19 protein-coding genes are annotated in these 19,444 nt (G+C 70.9%); 7 read left to right on the top strand and 12 right to left on the bottom strand.

Going from position 1 to position 19,444, the window contains the following annotated elements:
- Nucleotides 1-11: 11 nt before the first annotated feature.
- The 4 genes from FFG40_RS07350 (at nt 12) to FFG40_RS17375 (ending at nt 3,989) form a co-directional block, all read left to right on the top strand.
- Nucleotides 12-509 carry a DUF1003 domain-containing protein gene (locus FFG40_RS07350; RefSeq protein WP_042539423.1) on the top strand — a complete coding sequence of 166 codons (498 nt, stop codon included), beginning with the start codon at nt 12-14 and terminating at the stop codon, nt 507-509.
- Nucleotides 502-1,662 carry a P-loop NTPase gene (locus tag FFG40_RS07345; protein ID WP_138802737.1) on the top strand — a complete coding sequence of 387 codons (1,161 nt, stop codon included), beginning with the start codon at nt 502-504 and terminating at the stop codon, nt 1,660-1,662. Before FFG40_RS07350 ends, FFG40_RS07345 begins: the two co-directional genes overlap by 8 nt.
- A 10-nt stretch (nt 1,663-1,672) precedes the next feature.
- The gene (locus FFG40_RS07340) at nt 1,673-2,521 is read left to right on the top strand and encodes a bifunctional 2-polyprenyl-6-hydroxyphenol methylase/3-demethylubiquinol 3-O-methyltransferase UbiG (protein WP_138802736.1); all 849 of its coding nucleotides are present in this window, start codon (nt 1,673-1,675) and stop codon (nt 2,519-2,521) included.
- A gap of 163 nt (nt 2,522-2,684) precedes the next feature.
- Nucleotides 2,685-3,989, top strand: coding sequence for a carbohydrate-binding protein (locus tag FFG40_RS17375; protein ID WP_138802735.1), 1,305 nt, complete (start codon nt 2,685-2,687; stop codon nt 3,987-3,989).
- Nucleotides 3,990-4,028: 39 nt separating this feature from the next.
- On the opposite strand, the gene FFG40_RS07330 is transcribed toward FFG40_RS17375, so the two are convergent.
- Nucleotides 4,029-4,397, bottom strand: a complete 369-nt coding sequence (locus tag FFG40_RS07330) for a twin-arginine translocase TatA/TatE family subunit (RefSeq protein WP_027464570.1) — start codon at nt 4,395-4,397, stop codon at nt 4,029-4,031.
- Nucleotides 4,398-4,461: 64 nt separating this feature from the next.
- Between FFG40_RS07330 and FFG40_RS07325 the strand changes: the two genes are divergently transcribed.
- Nucleotides 4,462-5,094: an O-methyltransferase gene (locus FFG40_RS07325; RefSeq protein ID WP_017887052.1), complete on the top strand. Its 633-nt coding sequence runs from the start codon at nt 4,462-4,464 to the stop codon at nt 5,092-5,094.
- 27 nt (nt 5,095-5,121) lie between these two features.
- Here FFG40_RS07325 and FFG40_RS07320 read toward each other — a convergent pair whose 3' ends face one another.
- The 4 genes from FFG40_RS07320 to dapE all read right to left on the bottom strand — a co-directional run bounded on the left by FFG40_RS07320 (nt 5,122) and on the right by dapE (nt 8,594).
- Nucleotides 5,122-5,841: an AAA family ATPase gene (locus tag FFG40_RS07320; RefSeq protein ID WP_260678811.1), complete on the bottom strand. Its 720-nt coding sequence runs from the start codon at nt 5,839-5,841 to the stop codon at nt 5,122-5,124.
- A gap of 123 nt (nt 5,842-5,964) precedes the next feature.
- On the bottom strand, nt 5,965-6,135 hold the full coding sequence (locus FFG40_RS07315) for a DUF3117 domain-containing protein (RefSeq protein ID WP_017887054.1): 171 nt from the start codon (nt 6,133-6,135) through the stop codon (nt 5,965-5,967).
- A 147-nt stretch (nt 6,136-6,282) separates the two neighbouring features.
- Nucleotides 6,283-7,527 (bottom strand): hypothetical protein, encoded by a 1,245-nt coding sequence (locus tag FFG40_RS07310; RefSeq protein WP_138802734.1) that lies wholly within the window; start codon nt 7,525-7,527, stop codon nt 6,283-6,285.
- Nucleotides 7,512-8,594: a succinyl-diaminopimelate desuccinylase gene (dapE, locus tag FFG40_RS07305; protein ID WP_027464567.1), complete on the bottom strand. Its 1,083-nt coding sequence runs from the start codon at nt 8,592-8,594 to the stop codon at nt 7,512-7,514. The genes FFG40_RS07310 and dapE overlap by 16 nt, the downstream gene beginning before the upstream one ends.
- A 119-nt stretch (nt 8,595-8,713) precedes the next feature.
- On the opposite strand from dapE, the gene dapD reads away from it, so the two are divergent.
- Nucleotides 8,714-9,679 (top strand): 2,3,4,5-tetrahydropyridine-2,6-dicarboxylate N-succinyltransferase, encoded by a 966-nt coding sequence (dapD, locus tag FFG40_RS07300; RefSeq protein WP_138802733.1) that lies wholly within the window; start codon nt 8,714-8,716, stop codon nt 9,677-9,679.
- Nucleotides 9,680-10,409: 730 nt separating this feature from the next.
- Here dapD and FFG40_RS07295 read toward each other — a convergent pair.
- The 6 genes from FFG40_RS07295 to FFG40_RS07270 form a co-directional block, all read right to left on the bottom strand.
- The gene (locus FFG40_RS07295) at nt 10,410-11,708 is read right to left on the bottom strand and encodes a citrate synthase (RefSeq protein WP_081827170.1); all 1,299 of its coding nucleotides are present in this window, start codon (nt 11,706-11,708) and stop codon (nt 10,410-10,412) included.
- Between the two features lie 164 nt (nt 11,709-11,872).
- Nucleotides 11,873-12,991 carry a succinyldiaminopimelate transaminase gene (dapC, locus tag FFG40_RS07290; protein ID WP_185974126.1) on the bottom strand — a complete coding sequence of 373 codons (1,119 nt, stop codon included), beginning with the start codon at nt 12,989-12,991 and terminating at the stop codon, nt 11,873-11,875.
- Nucleotides 12,992-13,002: 11 nt separating this feature from the next.
- Nucleotides 13,003-13,320: a ferredoxin gene (gene fdxA / locus FFG40_RS07285; protein WP_017887060.1), complete on the bottom strand. Its 318-nt coding sequence runs from the start codon at nt 13,318-13,320 to the stop codon at nt 13,003-13,005.
- 35 nt (nt 13,321-13,355) lie between these two features.
- Entirely contained in the window at nt 13,356-14,540 is a 1,185-nt protein-coding gene (locus FFG40_RS07280; protein WP_138802732.1) for a PIG-L family deacetylase, read from the bottom strand.
- Nucleotides 14,541-14,559: 19 nt separating this feature from the next.
- Entirely contained in the window at nt 14,560-15,108 is a 549-nt protein-coding gene (locus FFG40_RS07275) for a hypothetical protein (protein WP_138802731.1), read from the bottom strand.
- Between the two features lie 118 nt (nt 15,109-15,226).
- The gene (locus FFG40_RS07270; RefSeq protein WP_027464563.1) at nt 15,227-16,420 is read right to left on the bottom strand and encodes an amidohydrolase; all 1,194 of its coding nucleotides are present in this window, start codon (nt 16,418-16,420) and stop codon (nt 15,227-15,229) included.
- 102 nt (nt 16,421-16,522) lie between these two features.
- On the opposite strand from FFG40_RS07270, the gene FFG40_RS07265 reads away from it, so the two are divergent.
- Complete coding sequence (locus tag FFG40_RS07265; protein WP_138802729.1) at nt 16,523-17,395, top strand: hypothetical protein; 873 nt, start codon at nt 16,523-16,525, stop codon at nt 17,393-17,395.
- A gap of 120 nt (nt 17,396-17,515) precedes the next feature.
- Here the strand turns inward: FFG40_RS07265 and typA are convergent, their stop codons facing one another.
- A complete protein-coding gene (gene typA / locus FFG40_RS07260) occupies nt 17,516-19,438 on the bottom strand; it encodes a translational GTPase TypA (RefSeq protein WP_027464562.1) in 1,923 nt (640 codons plus the stop codon).
- Nucleotides 19,439-19,444: the final 6 nt, after the last annotated feature.

Below are 19,444 nucleotides of genomic sequence, written 5' to 3'. Positions count from 1 at the left end.
CCCCGAAGGGCATGCGCACGCGTGTGCTCCCCAGCCGCCGCCGTGGTCGCGGGGACACCTTCGGTCGTGCGACCGAGGGCATCGCCCGCGGCATGGGCACGCCGTGGTTCCTCATCGGCCTCACGCTGTTCTGCGTGGTCTGGATGGGCTACAACACCCTCGCGCCGAAGCCGTGGCAGTTCGACTCGGCGGCCATCGGCTTCACGGCTCTGACGCTCGTGCTCTCGCTGCAGGCCTCGTACGCCGCCCCGCTGATCCTGCTCGCACAGAACCGGCAGGACGACCGCGACCGCGTGCAGTTCGAGCAGGACCGCCAGCGCGCCGAGCGCAACCTGGCCGACACCGAGTACCTGGCCCGCGAGGTCGTGGCCCTGCGCCTGGCGATGCGGGACATGGCGTCGAAGGACTTCATCCGCGCCGAGCTCCGCTCCCTGCTCGAGGAGCTCGACCGCCGCGACGCCGACGAGGCCGGCTACGCGGACGAACACGACAGCTCCACCCGTGGCTGACGCCGTCCCCACCGACGAACAGCTCGGCACGGCGGTCCTCGCCGCGCTCGGCCGCGTCATCGACCCCGAGATCCGCCGCCCCGTCACGGAGCTCGACATGATCCGCGGTGTCGACGTGCGGCCAGGAGGCGCGGTGCGCGTCGACCTGCAGCTCACGATCGTGGGGTGCCCTGCCGCCGACACCATCGAGCGCGACGTCCGCGTCGCCGCCGGGTCCGTCCCGGGGGTCGCCGCAGTCGACGTCGACGTGTCCGTGATGGACCCGGCCACGCGCTCCGCGCTGACCGAACGGCTGCGAGCCGGCCGCCCCAAGGGCGTCCAGTTCACCGCGGACTCGCTCACGCGCGTCATCGCCGTCACGAGCGGCAAGGGCGGCGTCGGCAAGTCCACCGTCACCGTGAACCTCGCCGTCGCGCTCGCCCGCCGGGGCTTGCGGGTCGGGGTCGTCGACGTCGACGTGCACGGCTTCAGCGTCCCCGGCTTGATGGGCCTGACCGACGAGCACGGGGTCGCACCCCGCCCGACCCGGGTGGACAGCATGATCCTGCCGCCCGTGGCGCACGACGTGAAGGTCGTGTCGATCGGCATGTTCGTCGACGACGTCTCGACCGCGGTGTCGTGGCGCGGACCGATGCTGCACCGCACCGTGAACCAGTTCCTGACCGACGTGTTCTTCGGCGACCTCGACGTCCTGCTGCTCGACCTGCCCCCGGGCACCGGCGACGTCGCGATCTCGGTGGGGCAGCTGCTGCCGCACGCCGAGGTCCTCGTCGTCACGACCCCGCAGGCCGCCGCGGCCGACGTCGCCGAACGCAGCGGGATCGTCGCCCGACAGACCGGGCAGCGGGTCATCGGCGTGGTCGAGAACATGGCCGGGCTCGTGCAGCCCGACGGCTCGGTGCTGCACCTGTTCGGCGAGGGTGGCGGCGCCGAGACCGCTGCACGGCTCTCCCGCGGGCAGGACGCCCCCGTCCCGGTGCTCGGCAGCGTGCCGCTGTCCGTGCCGCTGCGCGAGGGCGGCGACGCAGGTGTCCCGGTGGTGCTCGGCACCCCGGAGGACCCGTCCGCCGTCGCCCTGACGGCGATCGCCGACCGGATCACCACGATGGGACGCGGGCTCGCCGGCCGGAAGCTCGGGTTGTCGCTGTCCTAGGCTCGGGGTCATGAGCACCGATCACGTCGATGTCGACTGGGACCACGCACGCGCCACCAACCGCGCGAACTGGGACGACCGGGTGCCGATCCACGAGGGCGCGTACGCGATCGACGCCCTCGCAGACCCCGGCCACCGCTCCGACGTCGTCCGCGACGACCTGCCGGCCCTGACGCCCTGGTTGCCGAACGGCTCGCTCGCGGGCCTCGACGTCTGCCACCTGCAGTGCCACATCGGCACCGACACGGTGTCGCTCGCCCGCGAGGGTGCCCGGCTGACCGGCGTCGACTTCTCCCCCGCCGCCCTCGCCTCGGCCGCCGGGCTCGCGTCGCGCCTCGGCCTCGACGTCACCTGGGTCCAGACCGACGTCCTCGATGCCCGGGCCGCCGTCGCCGGCGACTTCGACGTCGTGTACACGAGCATCGGCACGATCTGCTGGCTCCCCGACCTCGACCGCTGGGCTGCGCAGGTCGCCGGCCTGCTGCGCCCCGGCGGGGTGTTCTTCATCCGCGACGGCCACCCGGCGCTGTACGCCCTCGACGAGGACGCCGACGAGCTCGTCACCCGGTACCGGTACTTCCCGGACGGCACCGCGCAGCAGTGGGACGACGCCGGCACCTACGCCGGCGACGGCACGGTGGCGAACACCCGCACCTTCGAGTGGCCGCACCCGCTGTCCGAGATCGTGAACGCCCTGCTCGGTGCCGGGCTCCGGCTCCGACGGCTCGACGAGGGCCGGACCCTGCCCTGGCGCTTCAGCTCCCGCATGGTCGAGACCGACACGGGTTCGTGGGCCTGGCCGGATCACGACCGTGACCGGATGCCGACCACCTACACGATCGTCGCGACCCGCGACTGACCTGACTCCCCTGGTCCGTTCGGCGCATCCTGTGCGTTCGTTCATGGACAGGGCGTTCTACCCCGGCGCATTATGCAAGGGCATTACACAATGCCCTTGCGGAATGTGACGTGAGGGCTCCACCCGCCGGACGACGACGTCCGACCGAGGACAGGAGAACCGTGTGAACCAGAACACCCGCGTGCGATCGGGCCTCGTGGCCACCATCGCCGCCGTCATCGTCGCAGGGGCCTCGCTCACAGCGGCGCCAGCCCTCGCTGCGACGACCTGCGCGACCGCCTGGAGCGCCGGCACCGCCTACAACGGCGGAGCCACCGTCAGCGAGAACGGCTCGAACTACACCGCGAACTGGTGGACCCAGGGCGACGAACCGGCGACCCACTCCGGTGCGACCGGCAGCGGCCAGCCGTGGACGTCGTCCGGCACCTGCACCGGCGGCGGCACCGGCGGCGGGACCACCACCCCTGGCGGCGGTGGGACCACCACGCCCGGCAACGGCAGCACCGGCACCGGCACCGCGAGCGGTCTGGTCTTCAGCCCGTACAAGGACATCACCGTGAACCTCGACTGGAACACGAACGTCATGAACACCGCGGTCACCGGCACGCGGATCCCGGTCGTCGGGTCGAGCAACAGCCTCGTGTCGACGCGGGAGCACGGCCTCAAGGCCATCACGCTCGCCTTCGCCACCGGTACCTGCGGCAGCGAGAACTGGGGCGGGGTGGCCGCCGACGCGTTCGCCAGCGCCAACATCGCGAAGCTCGACGCGGCCGGGGTGAACTACATCGTCAGCACCGGTGGCGCCGCAGGCTCGTTCAAGTGCTCCGGCACCGCGCTGCAGTCCTTCATCGCCCGCTACGCCTCGCCGCACATGATCGGCGTCGACTTCGACATCGAGAGCGGGCAGTCCGCCGCGGACGTGCAGAACCTGGTGAGCGCAGCGGCCCTGGCGCAGGCGAAGTACCCCGGCCTGCGCTTCTCGTTCACGCTCGCCACGCTGGCGGCGTCCGACGGTTCGTTCGGCGGGCTGAACAGCACCGGAGACGCCACCGTCAAGGCGATCAAGGCCTCGGCGCTCACGAACTACACGATCAACCTCATGACGATGGACTTCGGACGCGCGACCACGGCCAACTGCGTGATCGTCGGGTCGACGTGTCAGATGGGGCAGTCCACGATCCAGGCGGTCACGAACCTGCAGCACACCTACGGGATCGCCTCGTCGAAGATCGAGGTCACCCCGATGATCGGCGTCAACGACACCGCCGACGAGGTCTTCACCCTCGCGGACGCCGACACCGTCGCCGCGTACGCCAAGTCCCACGGGCTCGCGGGCGTGCACACCTGGTCGCTCGACCGCGACACCCCCTGCCCGACGGCGCAGAGCACCGCGTCACCCACCTGCAGCTCGGTGGCCGGCACCACGGCGCTCGCCTGGACCGACCGCTTCCTGGCGGCCCTGAAGTAGGGAAGGACCGGGCGTCGCGACGCGACCCCGTGACGGACGTCAGGTCGCCTCGGCGTCGAAGGGTGCCGGTTCACCGGCGGCCAGGGGCACGACGGGAGCCGTCGCGCGCACCTTCGAGGCCGTCACCTGCGCGGTCTGGACGGCTGCGGCACTCGTGCCGGAGTCGAGCAGGGCGTCGCGGATGATGCGGCGCGGGTCGTACTGACGCGGGTCGAGCTTCTGCCACTCGATGTCGTCGAACTCGGGGCCCATCTCGTCGCGCATCCGCTCCTTCGCGGTGTCGGCGAACCGACGGACGGCCTTGACGAACTCGGCCAGCTTCTGGGCGTACATCGGCAGGCGCTGCGGCCCGAGCAAGAGGACGCCGATGACCCCGATGATCAGGATCTTGTCGAGCGGGATGTCCACGCGAGCGAGCCTAACGCGTGCTGCTGCGTTGCACCTCTAGAGTTGTCTCCCGAACGGAGTGTGCGTGTCAGAGAAAGAGTCGAACTGGAAGTTCGCCGAGGACATCGTCTCGGAGACCGAGGCGATCGCCCGTGCTCGTGAGCACTCCCTGGAACTCGGGGTCGAAGCGATCTCGCCCGCGATCGGTGCGCAGATCGGGGTCATCGCCGCTGCCTCGCGAGCCACGAGCATCATCGAGATCGGCACCGGCCTCGGGGTCTCCGGCCTGTACCTGCTCGCCGGCGCCCCGAACGCGACCCTGACCACGATCGACGTCGAGGTCGACCACCAGCAGTTCGCCCGCGACGCCTACATCAGCGCCGGCACCGCTCCCGCACGGATCCGGCTCATCCCCGGTCGCGCGAACCAGGTGCTCCCCCGCATGAACGAGGCCTCGTACGACGTCGTGCTCGTCGATGCCGACCCCGAGCACGTGATCGAGTACGTCGAGCACGGGCTGCGGCTCGCCCGCCTGGGTGGCACCGTCCTGGTGCCGCACGCCCTCTGGCGCGGACGCGTGGCCGACCCGGTGAAGCGCGACCGCGCCACCACGGACTTCCGGCTGCTCCTGACCGAGGTGTCGACGTCGGGTGCAGTGCGCAGCGCGCTGTCGCCCGCCGGCGACGGACTGCTGCAGCTGACGAAGGTCACCAACTAGCGCTCGACCCGCCGCCGCTCGCGCAGGTCAGTCCAGGTGCCGCAGGTACCGCTCGGGCGACTCGAGGAACGCACGCTCGTTCCGCACCAGGTCGAGGTCACGCCATCCGGTGCGCCGCAGGCCCCACTCGCCGACCTCGTGGATCTCGGCCCCGGGGAACGCGGCGAGCACGGGTGAGTGGGTCGAGAGCACGACCTGGCCGACACCCGTCTCGACGATGGACTGCAGGAGCCCGATCAGCGCCAGGCACCCCGAGAACGACAGGGCGGACTCCGGCTCGTCGAGGATCCAGAGCCCGGGCCACTGCGACCGGTGGGTGACGAAGTCGAGGAACGACTCACCGTGGCTCCGCTCGTGGAACAGCGGCTCGGCTCCCCCGGGGTGCTGTTCGAGGTAGGTGAACACCCCGTGCATGGTCTCCGCGCGCAGGAAGAAGCCGGACCGCACCGCGCCGGGCTCCCGGTGCAGGGCGATGTGCTCCCAGAGCTGCGATTCGCTCGGGCGGGTGCTGTGCCCGGACTTCGTCGAACCGCCCTCGGGTCCCATGCCGAAGGCGAGCGCCATCGCCTCGACGAGGGTGGACTTGCCGGCACCGTTCTCACCGACCAGCACCGTCAGCGGAGCGAGGTCGAGCCCGTCGTCGAGCAGCTGCCGCACGGGCGCGAGCGTCGCCGGCCAGACGTCGCGGGGCATCGGGTCGGGCGCGAACTCCTCGACGCGGCGGATCGGCAGTCTCGTCCTCGGCACGGTTCCATCCTGCCGGAGCCGACCGACAGCGCCGCGGATCGCCCAGCCGCGGGATCGGCAGCGCACAGACGGAAGGCCCGGAGCGTACACGCTCCGGGCCTCCCGTTCTGGTGCTTCGACGTACTAGGCCGAGACGACCTCAGCGAGTGCGTCGTGGAGTTCCTTGGCCTCGGCATCGTTGACCGAGACGACCAGGCGGCCTCCACCTTCGAGCGGAACCCGCACGATGATGAGTCGACCCTCCTTAACAGCCTCCATCGGCCCGTCACCGGTCCTCGGCTTCATGGCTGCCATCAGATGTCCCCTTTCGTGCAGTAAATGCAGCCCCATTATCCCGTATGGAGGGGGCAACTGCGAAACCGCCCAGGTTGGGGGTGTCGGATGTGCCGTCCGGATGCTCCGCAGAACGCGGATCCACGGGCCTCCGGAGCCCCGCATCGATCACGGCGGGGTCCAGTCGTAGCCGTCGACCCACCACGTGTAGTACAGCCAGACCCACTGCAGCCCGACGAACGCGACGACGACGGCCACGCGGTACACCGGCGACCGCGGCAGCGCGACGATGCCGAGCAACGGCGCGATCGGCACGAGGATGCGCCACGTGCTCGACTGCGGGAAGAACACCGCGAGCAGGTACACGAGGTACGCCACGCCCCAGAGCCGGAGCTCGATGCCGATCCGGCGTGCGGCGGGCATGCACACGAACGCCGCGAACCCGACGAGGACGACGACGAGCAGCACCGTGCCGGTCGGCTGCCCGAACCACCACCCGAACCCCTGCACCCACGGCGCGAACGGCACGAGTTCCTTCCACCCGATGTAGGACGACCGCCAGGCGAGCTCGGTGTCGGTGTAGGCCTTCGGCACCCCGGTGACCGCCCACGCGATCGCCGGCCACGCCAGCCCGACCAGACCCGACACCGTGGCGACCACCGCGGGGGGCACGAGTCGGCGGAGGGTGAGCGGCTCCGACGAGCGCACCCACGCCGGCCGGATCGCCCACGCGGCCACGAAGAGCACCACCAGGAACGCGAAGGCGAGGCCCGTCGGCCGCGTCATGCCGAGCAGCAGCACGACGGGCAGCATCGCCCACCACCGTCGATCAACCATGAGCAGCAGCGCGACGAGCAACAGGAACAGGCCCATCGACTCCGCGTAGGCCACCTGGAACATCGCGGACACCGGTGCGACGCAGAACAACACCGTGGCGAACGTCGCCCGTGCGGGGTCGAGGAACCGCCCCATGAGCCGGCGGAACACCAGCGCGGCCCCGAGTCCGGCGAGCAACGACACCGAGACCGCGACGAACTCGAACGACGCTCCGGTGAGCAGCATGAGCCCGCGCACCAGGAACGGGTACGCGGGCATGAACGCCCACGCGTTCTCGGTCACGTGCCCGGCGGCATCGACCGGCAGCGTCGACGGGTACCCGCCCGTGGCGATCACGCGGTACCAGGCGCCGTCCCAGATCGACGCGAACGACAGGTAGCCCGGGTTCTGCACGGTGAACGAGTTCGCCGCTTGCACACCCGCGAACGCGAGCATCATGGCACCGGTCACGAGCCGCGCCAGCACGTAGACGACCGTGATGCGCACCCACCACGGGACGACCCGGTACCGGGCCCGCCAACGGTTCCGGGCAGGGGTCCTCCGGGTGGCCCCCGCCGTCGTCAGGCCGTCAGCCACCGACGCAGCCCGGCCTCGACCGCGGTGATCTGCGCGACCGGGACCTGCTCGTCGTCGTGGTGGGCGAAGACCGGCTCGCCGGGGCCGTAGTTGACCGCGGGGACACCGAGCGCCGAGAAGCGTGCGACGTCGGTCCAGCCGTACTTCGGACGGGGCTCCGGTCCGCCGACGGCCGCGACGAAGTCCTGCGCGAGCGGGGCGTCGAGACCGGGGCGGGCACCGGCGGCGAGGTCGACGATCGTGACCTCGTACCCGTCGAACAGCTCGCGGATGTGGGCGACGGCCTCGTCGGCCGAGCGCGAGGGGGCGAACCGGTAGTTCACGTGCACCATCGCCTCGTCCGGGATGATGTTGCCCGCGATGCCGCCGCTGATGCCGACCGCGTTCAGGCCCTCGCGGTACTCGAGCCCGTCGACCGTGACCGTACGGGGCTCGTACGCGGCCAGGGTGGCCAGGATCGGGGCGGTCTTGTGGATGGCGTTGTCGCCGATCCAGCTCCGGGCACTGTGCGAGCGCTTGCCGAACGTGCGGATCTCGGCGCGGAGGTTGCCGTTGCACCCGCCCTCGATCTGCGCCCCGGACGGCTCACCCAGGATCGCGAAGTCGGCGGCGAGGAGTTCGGGTCGCGTCCGGGCCAGGCGGCCGAGGCCGTTGAGGGCGTCGCTCACCTCTTCGTGGTCGTACCAGACCCACGTGACGTCGACCGAGGGGTCGACCAGGTCGTACGCGAGCTTGAGCTGCACCGCGCAGCCCGCCTTCATGTCGACGGTGCCGCGTCCCCAGAGGATCTCGGTGCCGTCCTCGGCGGTCCGGAACTCGGTCGGCAGGTTGTCGTTGAGCGGAACGGTGTCGATGTGACCGGCGATGACGACCCGGCGGTCGCGGCCCAGGTTCGTCCGCGCCACGATCGCGTCGCCGTCACGGATCACCTCGAGGTGCGGCAGCGGTGCGAGCACGGCCTCGATCGCGTCGGCGAGGGCCTGCTCGTTGCCGGACACCGACTCGATGTCGCAGATGGCACGGGTGATGTCGATGGACGAGGCGGTGAGGTCGAGGTGCTCCGGCATGCGGGCAGCCTACCGGCCGCCCCTCGCACCGCCCCGGCAGTCCGGACGGTCGGCGACCCGACCGCCCCGGCAGTCCGGACGGACGGTGCCCGCCGATCGGCGCTCGGTACCCTGGAGCCGTGACCGACACGACTGCCACCGACCGCCCGACCCACGCCTGGGGCCACGGCCTCGCGACGATCGCCGCCGACGGCACGACGCTCGACACCTGGTACCCCGAGACGCACCTCGGCGCGCTGCCCGCCGACGCCGTGTTCCCCGCCGAGCTGCAGGCGCACGTCGGTGACGACCCCCGCCGCGAGGTCCGCATCGAGGCCGTCACCACCGAGATCACGATCGACGCCGGCCCGACGAGCACCCCGGACGCGTACCTCCGCCTGCACCTGCTGAGCCACCTGCACGTCCGCCCGAACGAGGTCTCCCTCGACGGCGTCTTCGGCCACCTGCCGATCGTCGCGTGGACGAACGCCGGCCCGGTACACCCCGAGTCCCTGACGCGCCTGCGCCCGTCCCTGCAGCGCGCCGGCATCGCCGTGCACGCGATCGACAAGTTCCCGCGCCTGCTCGACTACGTCGTGCCGGACCGCGTGCGGATCGGCGACGCGAACCGGGTCCGCCTCGGCGCACACCTGGCACCGGGCACGACAGTCATGCACGAGGGCTTCGTGAACTTCAACGCCGGCACCCTCGGCGACGCCATGATCGAGGGCCGCGTCTCGCAGGGCGTCGTCGTCGGCAACGGCACCGACATCGGCGGCGGTGCCTCGATCATGGGCACCCTGTCCGGCGGAGGCACGCACCGTGTCGCGCTCGGCGAACGCGCGCTGCTCGGCGCGAACGCGGGCCTCGGCATCTCGCTCGGCGACGACTCCGTCATCGAGGCAGGTCTCTACGTCACGGCCGGCACCAAGGTCGTGCTGGTCGGCGCCGCCCCGAACCCCGACGGCACCCCGAAGACCGTCAAGGCCGCCGAGCTCTCCGGCACCCCGAACATCCTGTTCCGCCGCAACAGCGTCAGCGGCGCCGTCGAGGCGCTGCAGCTCAAGGGCGAGGGCATCCAGCTGAACACCGCGCTGCACGCGTAGCGCACCGCGCCCGGCCCGCGCGCCCGGAGGCCCGCCCCGCGAGCGGTCACGACACGCCGTCCGCGGGCGCCGAGGGGGCACGAACCGTCGGTTCGACACCCGCCGGGCGACAGTTCTCGACCACTCGGCGAAGGCGAGCGACGCGCACCGCCGCCCTGTGCCGGACGACGCACGCACGGGAGGCCCGGAGCCGGTCCACGAGACCGCCACCGGGCCTCCAGGCCATCGCGTCCAGTGCCCCGCCCCGCGAGCGGTCACAACACACCGTCCGCGGGCGCCGAGGGGGCACGAACCGTCGGTTCGACACCCGCCCGACGACAGTTCACGACCACTCGGCGACGGCGAGCGGCGCGTCCCGCCGCCCCGCGCCCGGTACGCCCGCACTGGAGGCCCGGCGTCCGTTCACGAGACCGCCACCGAGCCTCCAGGTCGTTGCGTCCACTGCCCCACCCCGCGAGCGGTCACAACACACCGTCCGCGGGCGCCGAGGGGGCACGAACCGTCGGTTCGACACCCTCCGAACGACAGTTCACGACCACTCGGCAGAGCCGAACGGCGCGTCCCGCCGCCCCGCGAGCGGGCGAAATGTCAGCGTGCGCACGCAGGCTGCCCGGGTGTTTCGCCCGCTCAACGAACGACGAGCACGGACGGGACGGCGACACTCGGCAGGCGGCGCACAAGCACGAGCGCCCCGCACCACGGAACCGTGGGGCGGGGCGCTCGGAGTCGATCAGCGCGAGGGGACGTCGCGCTCGGGCGCACCCACGTAGAGCTGCTGGGGGCGACCGATCTTGTTCAGCGGGTCGTTGTTCAGCTCGCGCCACTGGGCGATCCAGCCCGGCAGACGACCGATCGCGAACAGGACGGTGAACATCCGCGGCGGGAAGCCCATCGCCTTGTAGATGATGCCGGTGTAGAAGTCGACGTTCGGGTAGAGCTTGCGGCTGACGAAGTACTCGTCCTCGAGCGCGATCTGCTCGAGTTCCATCGCGATGTCGAGCAGGTCGTCCTGCACACCGAGGGACTCGAGGACCTCGTGCGCGGACTCCTTGACGAGCTTCGCGCGCGGGTCGTAGTTCTTGTAGACGCGGTGCCCGAAGCCCATGAGCTTGACGCCCTGCTCCTTGTTCTTCACCCGCTCGACGAAGCGCGTCACGGGCTCGCCCGAGTCCTTGATCTGCTGGAGCATCTCGAGCACGGCCTCGTTCGCACCGCCGTGCAGCGGGCCGTACAGGGCGTTGATGCCGGCCGAGATCGAGGCGAACATGTTCGCCTTCGTCGAGCCGACCATGCGCACCGTCGAGGTCGAGGCGTTCTGCTCGTGGTCCTCGTGCAGGATGAGGAGCCGCTCGAGCGCCTTCGAGAGCACCGGGTTGGGCTTGTAGGTCTCGGCCATGGTGCCGAAGTTCAGCCGCAGGAAGTTGTCGACGAACGACAGCGAGTTGTCCGGGTACAGGAACGCCTGCCCGATGGCCTTCTTGTGGGCGTAGGCCGCGATGACCGGGAGCTTGGCGAGGAGCCGGACGGTCTGCAGCTCGACCTTCTCGGGGTCGTCGACGTCCATGTCGTCCTCGTAGTACGTGGACAGGGCGCTCACGGCGCTCGAGAGCACGGACATCGGGTGCGCCGAGTGCGGCAGGGCGTCGAACAGGCGGCGGAGGTCTTCGTGCAGCAGGGTGTGCCGACGGATGCGGGCGTCGAACTGCTCGAGCTCGGTGGGAGTCGGCAGCTCGCCGTAGATCAGGAGCCACGCGACCTCGAGGAAGGTGCAGTTGCCGGCGATCTGGTCGATCGGGTACCCGCGGTAGCGCAGGATCCCCTGGTCGCCGTCGATGTAGGTGATCGCGCTCTTCGTCGCACCGGTGTTCACGAACCCGTAGTCGAGCGTGTTCATCCCGGTCTGCTTCTTGAAGGTCGAGATGTCGATCGCGGACGCGCCGTCGACGCTCTGCAGGATCGGGAACTCCGCCGTGCCGCCCGGGAACGTCAGCGTCGCGGTCGCGCCCTGCTGTTCGGCGGCGGGACTCACGGGGACGGGCGTGGTGGGCGGTGTGGCCGTCTTCTGAGCGTCATTGGCAGTGTCAGTCACGAGGACAGCCTAATCGCGGCACCTGTCGGTCGTGCACACATCCCAGGTGACGATTTGGTGGTCCTCACGGATTGCGGCCCCCGCCCGGAGTACTCGTGCCCGTGCTACGCGGTACCGAGGCGACGGCTGCTCGCCAGTCGCTGCGCCGCCGCGGCGATGCGTTCGTCGGTCGACGTCAGGGCCACGCGGACGTGCTCGCCCCCTGCTGCGCCGTAGAACGTGCCCGGTGCGACGAGGATCCCGCGGTCGGCGAGCCAGGCCACGGTGTCGAGTGCGGGTTCGCCACGGGTGGCCCAGAGGTAGAGCCCGGCCTCGCTGTGGTCGATCCGGAAACCGGCGTCCTCGAGTGCTCGCCGGAGCATGTTCCGGCGGGCCCGGTAGCGGGCCTTCTGCTGCTGCACGTGGGTCTCGTCCTGCAGCGCGACGACCATGGCCTGCTGCACGGGCAGTGGCGGCATGAGCCCGGCGTGCTTCCGGACGGCCAGGACGTCGGCCAGGATCGCGGCGTCACCGGCGACGAAGGCCGCACGGTAGCCTGCGAGGTTCGACTGCTTCGACAGCGAGTACACGCTCAGCACGCCCCCGAGCGAGTCACCGACCACCCGGGGGTCCAGGATCGTGGGCGTCGGGGTGGTGGCGTACTCCGGGTCCCACCCGAGCTCGGCGTAGCACTCGTCGCCGACGATGACGGCTCCGAGCTCGCGGGCGCGGACCACGGCGGCACGGAGTTCGTCGAGGGTCAGCACGCGGCCGTCGGGGTTGCCCGGGGAGTTCAGCCACACGAGCTTCGTGGTGGACGGCCACTCCGCCGGGTCGTCCGAGGCCAGGGCATCGGCGCGGACCAGAGCGGCGCCGAGCTCGTACGTCGGGTACGCGGCGGCCGGGAACACCACGGTGTCACCGGGGCCGATGCCGAGCCAGAGCGCGAGGCCCGCGATGAACTCCTTCGAGCCGATCGTCGGCAGCGCGTTCGCCTCGGTCAGGGCGACGCCGTGCCGACGGCCGTACCAGTCGGCGATGGCTTGCCGCAGCGCCGGGGTGCCGGCGACCTGCGGGTAGGCGTGCGCGTCGGTCGCGGTGGCCAGGGCAGTGCGGACGACCTCGGGCGTCGGGTCGACGGGCGATCCGACGCTGAGGTCGACGATGCCACCCTCGTACGCCGCGGCGCGCTGCTTGAACGGGACGAGCTGGTCCCAGGGGAAGTCGGGGAGGTCGAGCGCCACGAGGTGTCCGGTCAGCCGCGGACGGGCTCGGCCGCGACGACGGGGTGGTCCTTGTGGATCACGCCGACCTTCGCGGCACCGCCGGGCGACCCGACCTCGTCGAAGAACTCGACGTTGGCCTTGTAGTAGTCGGCCCACTGGTCGGGCAGGTCGTCCTCGTAGTAGATGGCCTCGACGGGGCAGACCGGCTCACACGCACCGCAGTCGACGCATTCGTCGGGGTGGATGTAGAGCGAGCGGTCACCCTCGTAGATGCAGTCGACCGGGCATTCGTCGATGCAGGCGCGGTCCTTGACGTCGACACAGGGCTGGGCGATCACGTAGGTCACGGTTCGGGTGCTCCCTTCGACGAGCGGGTTCGAGTCTACTCGCGGCCCGGGGCCGTCCGGGACCGCAGCCCCGACAGGTCCGGCCACGCGAGGACCAGGGCGGCGATGACCGCGGGGGCGAACGTCCACACGTACCCGGCCGCGTTGGCGAGGACGAGCGGCGAGCTCTCCCCGCCGACCGACACGAGCACCTGCGTCGCGACGAGGAGCCCGATGCCGATCGCGGCGACCATCGCACGCGAGCGGTAGACGAGCCGCACGCCCACGGTCAGGCCGAGCACGATGAGGGTGGTGACGACGAGTCCGACCGGGAACGCGCCGATCGTCTGCTGGTGCGTGACCGTCCCGAGGCCGCCCGCGAGCAGCCCGAGCAGCAGCGAGACGACGACCGCCGCGGCCTTGCCCTGGCCGGACATCTCGGCGTAGGTCTGGGGCGCCGCCGGCTGCGGGGCCGCGTCGTGCCGGAACGCCTCGACCGCCGGGGCGTGCTGCCGGACGCCGTGCGGCATCACCCACGACAGGGCCGCTGGGTCGGCGGGGTCCACGGGGTCGACGGCGACCTGGGAGCGGTACTGCTCGACCGCCGCACGCACCTTGGCCCGGACCGGCAGGACGTCGACCGTGACGTCGGCCTGACCGCTGGCGGGGTCGACGATCATCGAGAACGGGACTTCCTCGGCTCGGGCCGCGTACTGCGCCGCGTGGTGCATCCGCACGTGGTCGGGGTGCCCGTAGCCGCCGTCGTCGGCGTAGCTGATCACGGCGTCGGCCCCGGTGGAGCGGATCGCGGCGCGGACGTCGTCCACGACCTCGCCCAGGTCGGCCGCGGTGAGCGAGTCGGCCGGGGCGTCGTCCGCGGCGGTGGCCCGCCCGTCCGGGCCCCACTGCATGCCGGAGTCGACGTAGCGACGCTCCGGCAGGTCGGTCGGCCGGGCACCGCGCCCGCCGAGCCACAGGTGCTGCGGCCCGCCGAGGGCGGCGAGGGCCGCGGCGATCTCGGTCTCCCGGTGCCGTGCCACCCGCGCGGGGTCGCCCGCCAGCGGGGCCAACTGCTCCGTGAGCATCTCCCCGCGCTCGCCCCGGGTCGCGGTGAGCACGGTCACCTCCGCGCCACGTTCGAGCAGGGTCGCGATGGTCCCGCCCGACGAGAGCGTCTCGTCGTCGGGGTGGGCGTGCACGATCAGGACGCGCTCGGGGCGCGTGGCAGGGGCCTTCGACATCGTCCCCAAGGGTACGGGACTAGCGGGGCGTGACGATGTAGGTCGCGGTGACGCCGCCGCTGTCCTTGTTCTCCGAGAAGGTCAGGACGACGCGGTAGGCGTCGCTCCGGAACATGCCGAACGCGCTCGACGAGTCCGCACGCTTCGCCGACTCGGTGTACCCGGCGTCGGTGAGCTGCTGCACGGCGGCCTGGAAGTCGTCGACCGAGGCCGCCCGGACCTGCGCGACCCACCCCGAGCCGTTCGGCCCGGCTCCCCCGCCGAGCACGGTGCCGTCGACGAGCGGCACGTCGGCCGACGGGAACCCGTCCGGCACCTTGCCGTCGGAGGTCACGTCCGCGCCCTTGAGCGCCGTGTCGAGCGCGCCGTCGATGCCCCCGGCGACCGAGGACATGCCGTCCTGGATCGCCTTGCCGTCGATGCCCGCGACCCCGTCGGCGACGTTCGACGCGACGGAGGACCCGAGGTCGGTGGCCTGCTGCACGGCCTGGGTCGAGCAGCCGGTGAGTCCGGCCAGGGCGATGCCGGCAGCGACGGCGGCGATCAGCGGGGTACGGAGGGAACGCATGGCGCGACCGTAACGGACGAGCCGGGAGGCCCGGCGCGAGTTGGCTGTGAACGTGCCGTCCCCGGGGCGGTCACGTGCGCGGCGGGGCCGCCCCCGGGCCTCCTTCCCGAAGGACGTGTCAGGCGACGTAGGCGCGCGTCGCCGCGACCAGGGCGTCGACGCCGACCGGGATCGCGGTCTCGGCCTGCGGCGCGTAGAACGGCGAGTGGTTGCTCGGGATCTCCTCGCCGCGACGGAAGCGCTCCGGGTCGGTGATCCCCGTGAACCAGTACACGAGCGGCGCTCCGGCGGCGGTGGCGAGCTGGCCGACGTCCTCCGACGCCATGGCGAGCCCGATCTCCAGGTCGCGGGCTCCCGGCACCTCGGCGCGGATGGCCTCGAGCACGGTGGCGGCGGCCTCGGCGTCGTTCACGGTGACCTCGGCGCCCGGTGCACGCACGATCGTCGGCTCGGACAGACCACCGGCCGTGCTCTCGGCACGGACGATGCGCTCGATCGAGGCGATGATGCGCTGGCGGGTCTCCTCGTTGCGGGCCCGGGTCGAGATCTCGATGACGGCCTCGTCGGGGATGATGTTCGCCCGCGTGCCGGCGTGGAAGCTGCCGACGGTGACGACCCCCGCGTCGCTCGGCGAGACCTCGCGGGCGACGACGGTCTGCAGCCGCACGACGGCCGAGGCCGCGGTGACGACCGGGTCGAGCGAGGCCTGCGGTGCCGAACCGTGCGCCCCACGACCGTTGAAGGTCACCGTCAGCCGGTCGCTCGACGCCATCACGGGGCCGGTGCCGACGGCCACGATGCCGACCGGTGCGGGCGCGGAGTGCTGCCCGAGCACGACGTCCGGCTTCGGGAACCGCTCGACCAGGCCGTCCTCGACCATGGCGCGGGCGCCGGAGATGACCTCTTCAGCGGGCTGGAAGACGGCGACGACCGTGCCGCGCCAGTCCCCCGTGGTCGCGACCAGGCGCTCGAGCGTGCCGAGCAGCCACGTGACGTGGATGTCGTGGCCGCAGGCGTGCATGGTGGGGACCTCGCGGCCCTCGTCGTCGGTGCCGACGTGCTCGCTGGCGTAGGACAGACCGGTCCGCTCCTGCACGGGCAGGCCGTCCATGTCGGCGCGGAGCCAGACCACGGGGCCCTCGCCGTTCGACACGACACCGACGACGCCGGTGCCGCCGACGCCCGTCGTCACCTCGATCCCACCGATCTCGGCGAGCTTCGCAGTGATGACACCGGCGGTGCGGTGCTCCTGGAAGCCGAGCTCCGGGTGGGCGTGCAGGTCCTGGTAGATCGAGAGCAGGTCGAGAGTCACGCGCACCACGGTACAACTCTCGGGCAGCTGAACATCTTCACAAGTCGGCACATCACTGCTAGAACGTGTCATGTGAAATTCTCAAAGACCACCACCTTGGCCGTGTCCGCGCTCACCCTGACGAGCACCCTGATCGCCGCTGCGCCCGCTGCGGCTGCCATCGCCCCTCCGTCCGGAGCAGGCATCGCCACCTCGCTCGCCGACATGCCCTCGACCGAGACGACGGTGTCGTGCTCGGCAGGCGGCATGACCGGCGAAGCGCGCCTGACACTCGCCAGTGACGGCACCCGGTGGACGACGACGGTCGACTCGTACCGGATCACCGCGAACGGCCGGAGCAAGGGCAACATCAACGCGTACGTCTACGGCAAGAACTTCGTCGGTCAGACGACCCTCGACCAGAGGGAGCCGTCGCGGGATGCAATGGTGCAGAACGGCCAGTGGCAGAACCTTGGTCTCGAGCTCTCCCGGTCGAGCGTCCCGTGGACGTCGATGGCACAGGCATCCGGCACGGGTGTCGAGTTCGTGTTCGACAAGTCCGGTTCCGACCCGAGGTGCTCAGCTGGCGTGTCCTCCAGCGGCGCCCACCGAGCCGTACAGCACATCGCGACCCACCCCGGTGTGATCGACAAGCTCCGACCGTTGACCTCGTGTCACGTCCTGACCGACGACATCACCTGCTCCATCGCCGAGACGAAGACGGTGACGAGTTCGGTCACCCTCAACGGGTCCGTCAATCCGACGGGGCAGTCGTTGGACTGGCTCACCGCCGGCATCAGCAGCTCCTGGACCAGTGCGCGGAGCGTCGACGTCCGCTGCACCTCGCCGGCGATGCGCCGCGGGCAACTCTTCGTCGCGTACCCGACCGGGACGACGACCGAGTTCCGCGTGCAGGTCAACGCGTTCGGTGTGCGCATCGACGGGCCGGGGAAGGCGTTCGAGGTCGCTTCGGGCATCGCCTGCGAAGTGGTCTGACGCTGACCCTGCGCCGCGCTGCGGATCAGCGTCGGGACGACGACGGCCCGGCCACCTGTTGCAGGTGACCGGGCCGTCGGACGGAGGACGGGCCTCCGCGAGTGTTGCTCGTGCTGGTGCTTACGCGTCCTGGCGCTTGAGACGCGCGTAGGAGCGCTGGCGAGCCGACGCGTCCAGCTCGACCTTGCGGATGCGCACGGCGGCGGGGGTGACCTCGACGCACTCGTCCTCACGGGCGAACTCGAGGCACTCCTCCAACGAGAGCTGACGCGACGGCGTCATCGACTCGAACGTGTCGGCGTTCGCCGACCGCATGTTGGTGAGCTTCTTCTCCTTGGTGATGTTCACGTCCATGTCGTCGGCGCGCGAGTTCTCGCCGATGACCATGCCCTCGTAGACCTCTTCGGTCGGGTTGACGAAGAACGACATCCGCTCCTGGAGGTTCGTGATGGCGAACGGCGTCACCACACCGGAGCGGTCGGAGACGATCGAGCCGTTGATGCGGGTCTGGATCGCGCCGGCCCACTCGTCGTAGCCGTGGAAGATCGCGTTGGCGATGCCGGTGCCGCGGGTCTCGGTCAGGAACGACGTGCGGAAGCCGATGAGGCCGCGCGACGGGACGATGAACTCCATGCGCACCCAGCCGGTGCCGTGGTTCGTCATGTTCTCCATGCGGCCCTTGCGAGCGGCCATGAGCTGCGTGATCGCGCCGAGGTACTCCTCCGGCGTGTCGATCGTCATGTGCTCGTACGGCTCCTGCAGCTTGCCGTTCTCGTCACGCTTCGTGACCACCTGCGGCTTGCCGACGGTGAGCTCGAAGCCCTCGCGACGCATCTGCTCGACGAGGATGGCGAGTGCGAGCTCACCACGACCCTGGACCTCCCACGCGTCGGGGCGGCCGATGTCGAGGACCTTGAGCGAGACGTTGCCGACGAGCTCGCGGTCGAGGCGCTCCTTGACCATGCGGGCGGTCAGCTTGTGGCCCTTGACCTTGCCGACGAGCGGGCTGGTGTTCGTGCCGATCGTCATCGAGATCGCCGGGTCGTCGACCGTGATGGTCGGCAGCGGGCGGACGTCCTCGGGGTCGGTCAGGGTCTCGCCGATGGTGATCGTGTCGAAGCCGGCGACGGCGACGATGTCACCGGGGCCGGCCGACTCGGCCGGGTAGCGGTCGAGCGCCTTGGTGATGAGGAGCTCGGTGATGCGGGCGTTGACGACGGTGCCGTCGTGCTTGACCCACGCGACCGTCTGGCCCTTCTTCATGGTGCCGTGGAAGATGCGCAGGAGCGCGAGGCGACCGAGGAACGGGGAGGCGTCGAGGTTCGTGACGTGCGCCTGCAGCGGGTGCTCGTCGTCGTACTTCGGGGCCGGGACGTGCTGGAGGATCGCTTCGAACAGCGGCTCGAGGTCGTCGTTGTCGGGCAGCTCGCCGTCGTTCGGCTTGTTGCGCGACGCGGCGCCGTTGCGACCCGAGGCGTAGACCACCGGGACGTCGAGGATCGCGTCGAGGTCGAGGTCGTCGACCTCGTCCGACAGGTCCGAGGCCAGGCCGAGGAGCAGGTCCTGCGACTCGGAGACGACCTCGTCGATGCGGGAGTCGGGCCGGTCCGTCTTGTTGACGAGCAGGATCACCGGGAGCTTCGCGGCGAGCGCCTTGCGCAGCACGAAGCGGGTCTGGGGCAGGGGACCTTCGGAGGCGTCGACGAGCAGCACGACACCGTCGACCATGGAGAGGCCGCGCTCGACCTCACCACCGAAGTCGGCGTGGCCGGGCGTGTCGATCACGTTGATGGTGATGGGGCCGTCCGCGCCGAACTCGGTCGCGTGCTTGCCGTTGTAGAGCACCGACGTGTTCTTCGCGAGGATCGTGATGCCCTTCTCGCGCTCGAGGTCGTTCGAGTCCATCATCCGGTCTTCGCCCTCGAAGTGGGCGTCGAACGAGTTGGTCTGCGTGAGCATCGCGTCGACGAGGGTGGTCTTGCCGTGGTCGACGTGTGCCACGATGGCGACGTTGCGCAGGTCGGACCGGGTGGCGAGCGCCATACAGGA

The sequence above is a fragment of the Curtobacterium sp. KBS0715 genome (assembly GCF_005938005.2).
GTDB lineage: Bacteria > Actinomycetota > Actinomycetes > Actinomycetales > Microbacteriaceae > Curtobacterium > Curtobacterium flaccumfaciens.
This window is presented reverse-complemented; position numbering and strand designations above follow the sequence as displayed.